The organism is Enterobacter sp. RHBSTW-00901 (genome assembly GCF_014103115.1).
Lineage (GTDB): Bacteria > Pseudomonadota > Gammaproteobacteria > Enterobacterales > Enterobacteriaceae > Enterobacter > Enterobacter cloacae_P.
This window is the reverse complement of sequence record NZ_JABXPB010000001.1, coordinates 62,019-74,334: the sequence shown is the minus strand read 5'-3', so window position 1 is coordinate 74,334 and position 12,316 is coordinate 62,019. Positions and strand designations below refer to the sequence as shown.

The following is a 12,316-nucleotide window of genomic DNA, read 5'->3' as shown; positions in this document are numbered from 1 at the left end:
TCGCACAGGCGGCGTGAGGACCGATTAACTGGCTGCATTCTCCCCTGCCCAGATCGTTGCCACTCGCATGGCCCCGACAACATCCTCATCCGACAGACCCAACACGTTACACATTCTGGTCGCCTCATCCCACTCCTGCTGTTCATAGTAGCGGCAAAGCGTAACGATGTCGGCTAACAGCCCTTCCTGATGGCACAACGCATTGCTCACACTCTGTGGCACGGCAATTTGCTTCATTAACTCAGTCATCGGCAGTTCAAGGATAGTATCGAGCAACGAGAACAGGCCGCACAGGAACGCATTTTCAGCCTGCGTCGGCTCCCCCATTTTCTCGGTGATCAGTTCACAAAATTTCCCTCGCATCATACTCAGAGGGTAAAGCTCGTTAACGGTATCATTACCCGCGCTGGCCAGCACCACGACCGCAACAAATCTTCTGAGCTGGTTCTCACCGAGATACCTAAGCACTTCACTTAGCGTTAACTTACTAAAATTACAGGCACTACAGTATTTAAATGCAGTATGTTTCATATACCGCATGATTTTATAGGACAAAGTGAGGTCTGTTTTAATCAGCGACTCGATAATCCGGAAATCGGGTTTGTTGCGTCCTATTTCCATCTGCAGACGAAAAATTGCGAGCTGGTTTTGCGATAACCGCTTATATTTTATGATCTCCGGGCGGCAGAAAAAGTAACCCTGAAACAGAGAAAAACCTGCATCGCGGTATTTTTTGAATTCCTCTTTAGTCTCAACTTTTTCAGCGAGATACTTAATATGTCCGGTCAGCTTTTTACGCTGTTGCAAATAATTTTCAATTTGCTCTAAGGTATTATTTCTGACATCGAATTTCAGTATGGAAATATAGGGTAAAAAAACATCCCATTCAGGTGCAAGGGTGAAATCATCCAGCGCAAAGCGATATCCGTGGGCATTCATCTCTTTCACGGCCTGCAATAATTCGTCTCCCGGGACAGCATCCTCGAGGATCTCAACAACCACGTTATCTTTATCCAGCGCTTCTCCGCTGCGATCGATTACCATTCGGGAAGGGAAATTGATAAACGATGTGTGTGTCCCAGCAATCTGCTGAGACGGGACACATAAAAACTGGTCAGAAATCATCCTGGATGTTGCATATTCCGCCGACACATCCGGAAAACGGTTTGTCATCCCATCCCTGAAAAGCAGCTCATACGCCACTGTATTCATATCCGTGTTAAAAATGGGTTGTCTCGCGATAAATGCGTACATATCCCATCCTCCTCATCGTTTTTATATTTATTAGCATCTTCTTTTTACACGAGTATAACGAGCATTATCGAGCGCTATTTTGATTTATTGCACAAAACATTAGCAACCACACTAATCAAAAGGAATTGCATTCTCAAAATTTAAATTAAATTTATCCCGCACTCTACAGAAAAATGGAGATATATCCGATAAATGATCTGTACATGCCCGGTATGTGCGACATTCCTGGAGAAAAGAGTGAAGAACGCTATGATCCAAAAACGAAAATTAAGTGTCAAAACATTGATGCTGTTATCTATTTTTATCACCGTGACGGTAGGCTTTACGGCAACGATCGGTTTTATGATGTGGCAATGGATGGCTCAGCAAGAGGTTCTGGCCAAAAAGCACATCCAGCAAATTGCGCAAGTTCAGTCTTTACAGGTCAGTAAGCAGATGGATTCAGCCCTGACAGCCGCCCGGGATATCGGCAACAGCGCCCTTGCGTTGCGTGACGCGGGAATGGCTGACCGACAGGGGTTAAACCAGCTGCTCACGCATTATCTCACCGCGCACGGCAATTTTTTGTCCATGTCGATGGCGTTTGAACCCAACGCCTTCGATGGCAAAGATGCCACTTTTGCCGGTCAGAGCGGTGAAGATCCGGCAGGACGTTACGCCCGCTACGTCGACCGCGATACCACGGGAAAACCCGCGTTACACCTGCTGACTGATATAGAAACGCCGGGCAGCGGTGATTACTATCTGTTGCCGAAGCAGCGACAAAAAGACGTCATCATCGAGCCCTATATTTACCCCTACAACGGCGTTGACGTGATGCTCACGTCGATTGCTGCACCCATCATGCACGATGGTCAGTTCCTGGGGTCAGTAACATCCGACTTCTCACTGGCCACGCTGCAGACGATGATCGGTGCGATTAAACCCTGGAACAACACAGGCTATGCCCTGCTCCTCTCAGCAGGCAACACCGTGGTTTCCAGCCCGGATAAACGGGCCGTGGGTAAGCCTTATGCAGGTAAAATTGCCGGTAACGACGTCATCCGCGTTCCCGATCCTCTTCTGAAGGAAGAGGTGTTTATTACCTGGCAATCCATCACTATCGGCAACAGTGAAACGCCGTGGAAGCTGGCCATCGTCACACCGGTCAGCGAAGTGATGGCCGAGGCAAGGCAGTTTTTGCTGAAAGCCATCATCCTGATGGTGTTAAGTATCGTGGTGGTTAGCCTGGTGATGGCACAGATCTTTACCCGCAAAGTTGACCGCCCGGTTGGTGGTGAGCCGGCTGATGCCGCCGGTATTGCGCTGGCCGTTGCACGGGGTGATTTAAATAACGTTATCCCGGTTCGGGCTGGCGATACCCGCAGCATTTTCTACGCCCTGCATACCATGCAGATGCAGCTCAGACGCATCGTCGACAACATCAACGAGGCCAGTCACACTGTCCACGGCGGCACCAGCGAAATTTCGGCGGGTAACCTTGATCTGGCCTCGCGTACCGAAGAACAGGCGGCGGCGATTGTTGAGACAGCAGCCAGCATGGAAGAAATTTCAGCCACGGTGAAAAATAACGCCGACAATGCCCACAAGGCGACACGTCTGACCGACCATGCGGCCACGATCGCCGGTCGGGGTGAAACGCTGGTGAACGAGGTCGTGGACGTGATTGCCGAAATAGACGAGAGCGCCCGTAAAATCGGCGAGATCAACAGTATTGTGGACGGTATTGCCTTCCAGACCAATATTCTGGCACTGAACGCTGCCGTGGAAGCAGCCCGGGCGGGCGAACAGGGACGCGGGTTTGCCGTGGTGGCTGGTGAAGTCCGCAATCTTGCCCAGCGGAGCGCCAACGCGGCCAAAGAGATCTCACATCTGATTGCGGAGTCGTCGAGCCGCGTCAGCAAAGGCGTTGAACTGGTTAATGAAACCGGTGGCATGATGAAGCAGGTCATCGAGGCCGTGTCGCATGTGCACCTGGTGATTAACGAAATTGTTCAGGCGCTGGACGAGCAGAACCGGGGGATTAGTCAGGTCAGCACCGCCGTCAATCAGATGGACAGCACCACTCAGCAGAATGCGTCACTGGTGCAGCAGATTTCAGCCGCAGCACTGTCGCTGGACGAGCAGGCGAAATCACTGGAGAAAACGCTGGCATTCTTTAATTCATAACGACAAAGGCACCCGGTAAAACGGGTGCCTTTTTACGGTTACAGCCCTTTCAGCAGCTTATCGACAAATTCCGGTACCACTTGACTTGCCAGGCCATAGTGCTTCTCTTCAAACTCGCTCCCAACCTGGCTCGGCTCAAGATTAAGTTCTACCGTGTGAGCACCATGTAGCCGCGCTTCGTGTACAAAACCTGCTGCCGGATAGACATGGCCTGAGGTGCCAATAGCAATAAACACGTCCGCCATTGCCAGCGCACTGTAGATATCATCCATCCCCAGCGGCATTTCACCAAACCAGACCACGTGTGGGCGCAGGCGCGAAGGGAACTGACAGCAATGGCACCGGTCTTCCTCCAGCACATCCTCCTTCCAGTCCAGCACCTGACCGCTCCAGGCGCAGCGCACCTTCAGCAGTTCACCGTGCATATGGATGATGTTCCGGTTACCCGCTCGCTCATGCAGGTTGTCGATATTCTGCGTGATCAGCAGAAAACGATCCCCCAGCGCCTCTTCCAGTTGCGCAAGTGCCAGATGCGCCGCATTCGGCGCAACCTCCGGTTGCTGAAGCTGACGACGACGGGCGTTATAAAACGCCTGCACCAGTTCCGGATCGCGGGCGAAGCCTTCCGGCGTCGCCACATCCTCGACACGATGCTCTTCCCACAGCCCATCCGTCGCACGGAAGGTACGAATACCAGATTCGGCAGAGATCCCCGCACCGGTCAGGACCACCACTCTGGGTTTATCCATCGCTTCCGGCATCATTCTGTCCCTGAAAAAAATCCGCTGGCGCAAGCGCTCACGTAAGCGGCGTTTATTTTTGCGAAAACGGCTGAGTCGACCTAACCGACGCGACAGCATAGTAACCTCGTAAACTAATCGGTGAGATGAAGGAATGCGGCTCCGCGCATGCCTCCTGCGTCCCCGTGCCGCGCGCGTTCAATACGCGGCACGTGGGCGACCGGCAATAAATGTCGGGGCAAACGCCCGGACAACTGTTCCGTAATCGCTGTAAAGTTTGAAAGCCCACCCCCAATCACCAGCAGATCCGGGTCGACAATAGTCAGAATATTCCCCAGACACACCGCCAGCAAATCAAGATAGCGTTCGACGTGTTCACGCGCCTGCGCATCCCCTTGCTCCCACAAGGTAATGATTTGGATGGCTTCAAGTTTCTGATGATAGAAGTGTTCATAAAGCCATGCAAACCCACGGCCTGAAAGATAGTTTTCAATGCAGCCGCGCTGACCACAGCCGCAGCGCGTCAGCGGGAAATCGCGCCCCACCACCTCCAGCGCATCCACCGGCAGGCGGATATGGCCGAATTCACCCGTGATGTAACTGTGCCCGGTAATCGGTTTACCGTTGATGACGATCCCGCCTCCGACGCCCGTACCGAGGATCAGCCCCATCACCAGCGGATATTGGCGGAACTCGTCGTCCCAGGCTTCCGAGAGAGCAAAACAGTTGGCATCGTTATCTAAACGCACGTCGCGTTCAAGGAGAACAGAGAGATCGGCGCGCAGCGGTTTACCGCTGGCCGCAGGAACGTTGGCGGCATACAGCGTGCCATCCTCCGTTTCGGGCATTCCCGGAATACCAATGCCGACGCTGCCTTTTACACCAAAACGAGCGTCGGCTTGCGCCACCAGCGCGGCAATGGCCGTTAAAAATTCATCGTAGCTTTCACGCGGGGTGGGAACACGAGTTTCCCACTGCAGTTTGAGGTTTTCATCAAACACGCCCAGCGCAATTTTAGTGCCGCCAATATCAAATCCATAATACATAATGCATTCCTCTTTTGATTCAGCGGCCATACACTTCATCCTTCAAACTGCCTCTGCGTTGGCTTCGTCTGTTCACCCCAGTCACCTACTTAAGTAAGCTTCTGGGGATTCTCAGACTTGCCGCCTTGATCCAGCTTGAATGATTTTGTGTATAAGACAATGAATCATGACGTAATTACTGGCCACTTAATACCCTCGCCGGATCAATTCGGCTTGCGCGACGCGCCGGATACCAGCTTGCCAGCAGACTCAGTAAAAGTGCTGTAACCAGCACATAAATAACGTCCAGCCAGTGCAATTCAGACGGCAGGAAGTCAATAAAATAGATATCACCTGACAGGAACTGGTGGCCAATTAGCTTTTCAATCCCGTTAATGATTGGCGTCAGCTGAAGTGAAACCACCACGCCAATCACCACACCGCACAGGCTGCCAAACAGCCCCGCCAGCAAACCGTACCAGACAAAGATGGCGCGAATAAGACCGTCTTTTGCCCCCAAGGTACGCAGCACAGCAATGTCACCGCTCTTGTCTTTGACCGCCATCACCAGCGTCGAGACGATATTAAAACACGCCACACCAATCACCAGCACCATCGCCAGGTACATAATGGCGCGGATCATCTGGATATCGCGGTACATATACCCGTAAGTGCCAATCCAGCTCTTGATGTAGACATAGTTGTTGGTCACACCACCTGCATCGCGCACCAGTTTGTTGGCGTTAAAGACGTCGTTAACCTTAATGGCAATCCCCGTCACGCTGTCGCCCATGTCCAGGTACTGACGCGCATCGTCCATCGGTACCATCGCGAAACTGTGATCGAGCTGGCCGCTCAGTTGAAGAATACCGGTCACGTGCAGACGCACGCGTTTAGGCTGCTGCAGTTTATGGTCGGCGCTGGCGTTCGGGATCATGATGGATACCCAGTCGCCCTGCTTCACCTTGAGCGCATCGGCCACGCCTTTGCCCATGATGATTTGCTGCTCACCGGCCTTAAAACTGGACCACGCGCCATTCTGTACATATTTCGGCAACGCGCTCAGTCGCTCTTCCTGCACCGGGTTTACCCCTTTTACCTGAATGGCGCGCAGGTTAACGCCGCTTTCCACCAGCCCGGTAAAGTTAATATAGGGCGCAGCCGCAGCAATACCCGGCACTTTCTCTACTTTGCTGAGCGCATCGCTCCAGTTTGTCCACGGCTGGTTAACCGGTTCAATTTCACCGTGCGGTACTACCGCCAGAATGCGATTGTTCAGCTCACGCTCAAAACCGTTCATGGCGCTTAAGCCCACAATCAGCACCGCCACGCCAAGCGCAATCCCGATGGTGGAAATGACCGAAATGAGCGACACCATACCGCCGCGACGGCGGCCACGGCTAAAACGCAACCCGATAAGTAACGATAACGGTGAAGCCATTACTCCGCTCCCATCAGGGTCAGTTCAGCATTCAGATGACCATCACGCATTTCAAGCTGGCGTCCCATACGTTTTGCCAGCTGCAGATCGTGGGTCACGACCAGAAACGCGGTCCCCTGGGAGGCATTCAGTTCACCCAGAAGCTGGAAAATACTGTCCGCATTGCGCGCATCCAGGTTCCCCGTCGGTTCGTCTGCCAGTACCAGGCGTGGGTTATTGACCAGCGCACGGGCAATTGCCACACGCTGACGCTCGCCGCCGGACAGCTCGGACGGACGGTGATTACCGCGATGCCCCAACCCCACGGCTTTCAGCATCTCGCTGGCACGGGTGTTAATTTCTGCGGGTTTCTTCCTGCCAATCAGCAGTGGCATCGCCACGTTTTCCAGCGCAGTGAAATCCGGCAGCAGGTGGTGGAACTGGTAGATAAAGCCCAGCTCACGGTTACGCAGTTCCGCTTTTGCCGCAGAAGACATTTTGCTCATCGGCTGGCCGGAGAAAATCACATCACCTGCCGTTGGGGTATCCAGCCCACCCAGCAGGTGCAACAGGGTACTTTTGCCGGAGCCAGAGCTCCCCACAATCGCCATCATCTCGCCTTCGCCTACGCTGAAGCTCACATTGTGCAGCACGTCGGTCTGCACAGCGCCTTCCTGATAGCGTTTGGACAGGTTGTCGCATTGCAACAGGATCTTATTCATAACGTAAAGCCTCAGCGGGTTGAGTGGCGGCAGCGCGCCAGGAAGGATAAAGCGTAGAAAGCAGCGCAATGGCCATCGCAGCCAGCGCAATACCGATCACCTGCAGCGGTTCGATAGCCACTGGCAGTGCCGCACCATCAAGCAACGCACCGATGATTGGCATTAAGTTGTTAAGCTGGCTGGCAAGCAGCGCCCCCAGCACCGCACCAAGCAGCGCACCGATAATCCCGGCGCTGGCTCCCTGCACTATAAACACGGCCATGATCTGGCGCGGCGTCAGCCCCTGGGTTTGCAGAATGGCGACTTCGCCCTGCTTTTCCATCACCATCAGCCCCAGCGAGGTGATGATGTTAAACGCCGCCACCGCCACAATGAGACTCAACAGCAGCCCCATCATGTTCTTTTCCATGCGCACGGCCTGGAACAGCTCGCCCTTACGCTCGCGCCAGTCCTGCCATTTTGTCCCGTCCGGTAATTTTTGCTGGCTGAGGGTATCGACCTTCAGCGGCGCATCAAGCCACAGACGCCAGCCGCTGATGTTCCCTGCGGGGTAACGCATCAGGCGAGAAGCATCCTGAATGTTAACCAGCATCTGATAACCATCGACTTCGCTGTTGGCGGCAAACGTACCAATCACGTTGAACAGACGCTGGCTCGGCAGACGTCCCATCGGTGTAAACTGGCTCGCAGACGGCACCATCACGCGCAGCTGGTCGCCACGGTTGACGCCGAGCTGCCCGGCAAGCTGCTCACCAAGGATCACGTTATATTTACCGGCTTCCAGGTCAGTCTGTTTAACGTTGACCAGGTACGGCGTCAGCGGATCGTTTTGCGCCGGGTCAATACCCAGCATCACGCCTACTGCCACGCTACGTGCGCTTTGCAGCACGACATCGCCCGTCGTGAGCGGAGCCACGCGCGTGACGCCCTGTAACTTCGCCGCGCTTTCCGGCAGCTGTTGCGGATTAATAGAACCGTTAGTTGATGAGAGAACGGCCTGCGGCATTAGCCCCAGGATGTTGTTTTGCAGCTCGCGCTCAAAGCCATTCATGACGGACAGTACCGTCACTAAAGCCATCACGCCAAGCGTAATGCCAATAGTCGAAAGCCAGGAGACAAAGCGACCGAAACGGTCCGCGGCGCGCCCACGCATGTAACGTAAGCCTATAAAGAGTGCGACAGGTTGGTACATGAAATCCGTCTGTTTGCTGATAGCAGACCCACGAGTATATAAGCGAATCCGTTAAGCGTAAATGACTGAAACCGTAAGCTTTGGTAATCATTATTCCTAAAAATTCAGATAAATCATTGGGCTACTCTTTTAACCTCCCTACAGAAGCCCTCACCTTTTCCGAAAAACGTCCCGATACAGACTGTTACTGATGACCTCCCTCACCTCCTGGGGACGAATCCCTCCCGTGCGGTTCCAGTTTGCTTATGCAAAACGATCGAGGATAATAAAGACATTGCGTATCAGTGATATGCCCCAATACTGTTGGTATATCCATAAGAGACTCTGACATAGCCATGGCTGAACACTATCGTTATTCCTTGCCCGTCAAAGCGGGCGACCAGCGCCAGCTGGGCGAACTCACGGGCGCGGCGTGTGCCACGCTGGTGGCAGAAATCGCTGAGCGCCATCCTGGCCCGGTGGTGCTGGTTGCCCCGGACATGCAAAATGCCCTGCGTCTGCACGACGAAATTCGGCAGTTCACCGATAACCTGGTGTCCAGCCTGGCCGACTGGGAAACGCTGCCCTATGACAGCTTCTCCCCGCATCAGGAGATCATCTCCTCACGTCTGTCGACACTTTATCAATTACCGACCATGCAGCGCGGCGTATTAATCGTCCCGGTGAACACGCTGATGCAGCGCGTTTGCCCACACAGTTATCTGCATGGCCATGCCCTGGTGATGAAAAAAGGCCAGCGCCTGTCGCGCGATGCCCTGCGCGCGCAGCTGGATAGCGCTGGTTATCGCCACGTCGATCAGGTGATGGAGCACGGTGAATACGCCACGCGCGGCGCGCTGCTGGATCTCTATCCGATGGGTAGCGACCAGCCTTATCGCCTGGATTTCTTCGATGATGAAATCGACAGCCTGCGCGTGTTCGATGCTGACACCCAGCGTACGCTGGAAGAAGTGGACTCCATTAACTTGCTGCCCGCCCATGAATTCCCGACGGACAAAACCGCCATCGAGCTGTTCCGCAGCCAGTGGCGTGACAAGTTTGATGTGAAGCGTGACGCCGAACATATTTATCAGCAGGTCAGCAAAGGCACGCTGCCGGCGGGGATCGAATACTGGCAGCCGTTGTTCTTTAACGAACCACTGCCCGCACTGTTTAGCTACTTCCCGGCAAACACGCTGATTGTGAATACCGGTGATGTCGACGCCAGTGCCAGTCGTTTTGAAAGTGAAACGCGCGCCCGCTTTGAAAGTCGGGGCGTGGATCCGATGCGTCCGCTACTGCCGCCGGAAACGCTGTGGCTACGCACTGATGAGCTAAACGCCGAGCTGAAGCGCTGGCCGCGTATGCAGCTCAAAACGGAATCGCTTGCCGACAAAGCGGCCAATACTAATCTGGCGTTCCAGAAATTGCCCGAGCTGGCCGTTCAGGCGCAGCAAAAATCACCGCTGGATAATCTGCGCAAGTTCCTCGAATCCTTTACCGGGCCGGTGGTCTTCTCGGTTGAGAGTGAAGGACGCCGGGAAGCCCTGGGTGAACTGCTCGGGCGGATTAAAGTTGCGCCGAAGCGCATTCTGCGGCTGAGCGAAGCCAGCGGTAATGGGCGTTACCTGATGATCGGTGCCGCCGAGCACGGGTTTATCGATACGCTCAACAACCTGGCGCTGATTTGCGAAAGCGACCTGCTGGGGGAACGCGTGGCGCGTCGCCGTCAGGACAGCCGTCGCACCATCAACCCGGACACGCTGATCCGCAACCTGGCGGAGCTGCACACGGGCCAGCCGATTGTTCACCTCGAACACGGCGTTGGGCGCTATCAGGGGATGACCACGCTTGAAGCGGGTGGCATCAAAGGCGAGTACCTGATGCTGACCTACGCTAACGACGCCAAACTCTATGTCCCGGTATCTTCCCTGCACCTGATCAGCCGCTACGCCGGTGGCGCAGAGGACAATGCACCGCTGCACAAACTGGGCGGTGATGCCTGGGCGCGAGCGCGTCAGAAGGCCGCCGAAAAAGTGCGCGATGTGGCGGCAGAACTGCTGGATATCTACGCCCAGCGCGCAGCCAAAGAAGGCTATGCCTTTAAGCACGATAAAGAACAATATCAGCTGTTCTGCGACAGCTTCCCGTTTGAAACCACGCCGGACCAGGCACAGGCTATTAATGCCGTACTGAGCGACATGTGTCAGCCGCTGGCGATGGACAGGCTGGTGTGTGGCGACGTTGGCTTCGGGAAAACCGAAGTGGCGATGCGCGCCGCCTTCCTGGCCGTAGAGAACAACAAGCAGGTTGCGGTGCTGGTGCCGACCACCCTTCTCGCCCAACAGCACTTTGACAACTTCCGCGACCGTTTTGCCAACTGGCCGGTACGCATTGAGATGTTGTCACGTTTTCGCAGTGCCAAAGAGCAAACACACATTCTGGAGCAGGCCAGTGAAGGCAAGATCGATATTTTGATCGGCACCCACAAGCTACTGCAGAGCGATGTGAAATGGAAAGATCTGGGGCTGTTGATTGTGGATGAAGAGCACCGCTTCGGGGTGCGTCATAAAGAGCGCATTAAAGCAATGCGCGCCGATGTCGACATTCTGACCCTGACCGCCACGCCAATTCCGCGTACGCTGAACATGGCGATGAGCGGCATGCGCGATCTGTCGATTATCGCCACCCCGCCAGCGCGCCGTCTGGCGGTGAAGACCTTTGTTCGCGAGTACGACAATCTGGTGGTACGTGAGGCCATTCTGCGTGAAGTGCTGCGTGGTGGGCAGGTTTATTACCTGTACAACGACGTGGAAAATATCCAGAAAGCGGCGGACAGGCTGGCCGAGCTGGTGCCGGAAGCACGCATTGCCATCGGTCATGGGCAGATGCGCGAACGTGAGCTGGAACGGGTGATGAACGACTTCCACCACCAGCGTTTTAACGTGCTGGTGTGTACCACCATCATCGAAACCGGGATCGACATTCCGACAGCGAACACCATCATCATTGAACGCGCGGATCACTTTGGTCTGGCACAGCTACACCAGCTGCGCGGTCGTGTCGGACGTTCACACCACCAGGCGTACGCCTGGCTGCTGACGCCGCATCCGAAAGCAATGACGACCGACGCGCAAAAACGTCTGGAAGCGATCGCCTCGCTGGAAGATCTGGGTGCCGGTTTCGCGCTGGCGACGCACGATCTCGAGATCCGCGGTGCCGGTGAACTACTGGGTGAAGACCAGAGCGGCTCAATGGAAACCATCGGCTTCTCGCTGTATATGGAGCTGCTGGAAAATGCTGTCGATGCTCTGAAGGCCGGGCGTGAACCGTCGCTGGAAGATCTCACCAGCCAGCAAACGGAAGTGGAACTGCGTATGCCTTCCCTGCTGCCGGATGATTTTATCCCGGATGTGAATACCCGCCTGTCGTTCTACAAACGTATTGCCAGTGCGAAAAAAGAAACCGAACTGGAAGAAATTAAGGTCGAGTTGATCGACCGTTTTGGGCTTCTGCCAGATGCCGCGAGAACTCTGCTGGATATTGCGCGGCTGCGGCAACAGGCGCAGAAACTGGGCATTCGCAAGTTCGAAAGCAATGAAAAAGGCGGCATTATTGAGTTCGCCGAGAAAAACCATGTCGACCCGATGTGGCTGATTGGTTTGCTGCAAAAACAGCCGCAGCACTTCCGTCTTGATGGCCCAACGCGCCTCCGCTTTGTTCAGGCGCTGGCGGAGCGTAAAACCCGCATGGACTGGGTGCGTAATTTTATGCGCCAGCTGGAAGAAAACGCTATCGCGTAACGGGCTCTCAAT

At 54.6% G+C, this 12,316-nt stretch carries 8 protein-coding genes; 2 read left to right on the top strand and 6 right to left on the bottom strand.

Going from position 1 to position 12,316, the window contains the following annotated elements:
- Positions 1-24: 24 nt before the first annotated feature.
- Entirely contained in the window at positions 25-1,254 is a 1,230-nt protein-coding gene (locus HV318_RS00370) for an EAL and HDOD domain-containing protein (protein WP_182271052.1), read from the bottom strand.
- Between the two features lie 249 nt (positions 1,255-1,503).
- Between HV318_RS00370 and HV318_RS00365 the strand changes: the two genes are divergently transcribed.
- Complete coding sequence (locus HV318_RS00365) at positions 1,504-3,423, top strand: methyl-accepting chemotaxis protein (RefSeq protein ID WP_230857857.1); 1,920 nt, start codon at positions 1,504-1,506, stop codon at positions 3,421-3,423.
- A gap of 38 nt (positions 3,424-3,461) precedes the next feature.
- Here HV318_RS00365 and cobB read toward each other — a convergent pair whose 3' ends face one another.
- The 5 genes from cobB to lolC all read right to left on the bottom strand — a co-directional run bounded on the left by cobB (position 3,462) and on the right by lolC (position 8,522).
- Positions 3,462-4,283 (bottom strand): Sir2 family NAD+-dependent deacetylase, encoded by an 822-nt coding sequence (gene cobB, locus HV318_RS00360; protein ID WP_182271050.1) that lies wholly within the window; start codon positions 4,281-4,283, stop codon positions 3,462-3,464.
- A 14-nt stretch (positions 4,284-4,297) separates the two neighbouring features.
- A complete protein-coding gene (nagK, locus tag HV318_RS00355; RefSeq protein WP_182271049.1) occupies positions 4,298-5,209 on the bottom strand; it encodes an N-acetylglucosamine kinase in 912 nt (303 codons plus the stop codon).
- Between the two features lie 175 nt (positions 5,210-5,384).
- Positions 5,385-6,629 carry a lipoprotein-releasing ABC transporter permease subunit LolE gene (lolE, locus tag HV318_RS00350; RefSeq protein WP_182271048.1) on the bottom strand — a complete coding sequence of 415 codons (1,245 nt, stop codon included), beginning with the start codon at positions 6,627-6,629 and terminating at the stop codon, positions 5,385-5,387.
- Positions 6,629-7,330, bottom strand: coding sequence for a lipoprotein-releasing ABC transporter ATP-binding protein LolD (gene lolD, locus HV318_RS00345; protein ID WP_182271047.1), 702 nt, complete (start codon positions 7,328-7,330; stop codon positions 6,629-6,631). Before lolD ends, lolE begins: the two co-directional genes overlap by 1 nt.
- Positions 7,323-8,522 carry a lipoprotein-releasing ABC transporter permease subunit LolC gene (lolC, locus tag HV318_RS00340; RefSeq protein ID WP_182271046.1) on the bottom strand — a complete coding sequence of 400 codons (1,200 nt, stop codon included), beginning with the start codon at positions 8,520-8,522 and terminating at the stop codon, positions 7,323-7,325. Before lolC ends, lolD begins: the two co-directional genes overlap by 8 nt.
- Before the next feature lie 335 nt (positions 8,523-8,857).
- Here lolC and mfd point away from each other — a divergent pair, with 335 nt between their 5' ends.
- On the top strand, positions 8,858-12,304 hold the full coding sequence (gene mfd / locus HV318_RS00335; protein WP_182271045.1) for a transcription-repair coupling factor: 3,447 nt from the start codon (positions 8,858-8,860) through the stop codon (positions 12,302-12,304).
- The last annotated feature ends 12 nt before the right edge of the window (positions 12,305-12,316 follow it).

Coding starts and splice junctions, on each gene's coding strand:
- HV318_RS00370 (WP_182271052.1), bottom strand. CDS start 1,254: ATGTACGCATTTATCGCGAGACAACCCATTTTTAACACGGATATGAAT.
- HV318_RS00365 (WP_230857857.1), top strand. CDS start 1,504: ATGATCCAAAAACGAAAATTAAGTGTCAAAACATTGATGCTGTTATCT.
- cobB (WP_182271050.1), bottom strand. CDS start 4,283: ATGCTGTCGCGTCGGTTAGGTCGACTCAGCCGTTTTCGCAAAAATAAA.
- nagK (WP_182271049.1), bottom strand. CDS start 5,209: ATGTATTATGGATTTGATATTGGCGGCACTAAAATTGCGCTGGGCGTG.
- lolE (WP_182271048.1), bottom strand. CDS start 6,629: ATGGCTTCACCGTTATCGTTACTTATCGGGTTGCGTTTTAGCCGTGGC.
- lolD (WP_182271047.1), bottom strand. CDS start 7,330: ATGAATAAGATCCTGTTGCAATGCGACAACCTGTCCAAACGCTATCAG.
- lolC (WP_182271046.1), bottom strand. CDS start 8,522: ATGTACCAACCTGTCGCACTCTTTATAGGCTTACGTTACATGCGTGGG.
- mfd (WP_182271045.1), top strand. CDS start 8,858: ATGGCTGAACACTATCGTTATTCCTTGCCCGTCAAAGCGGGCGACCAG.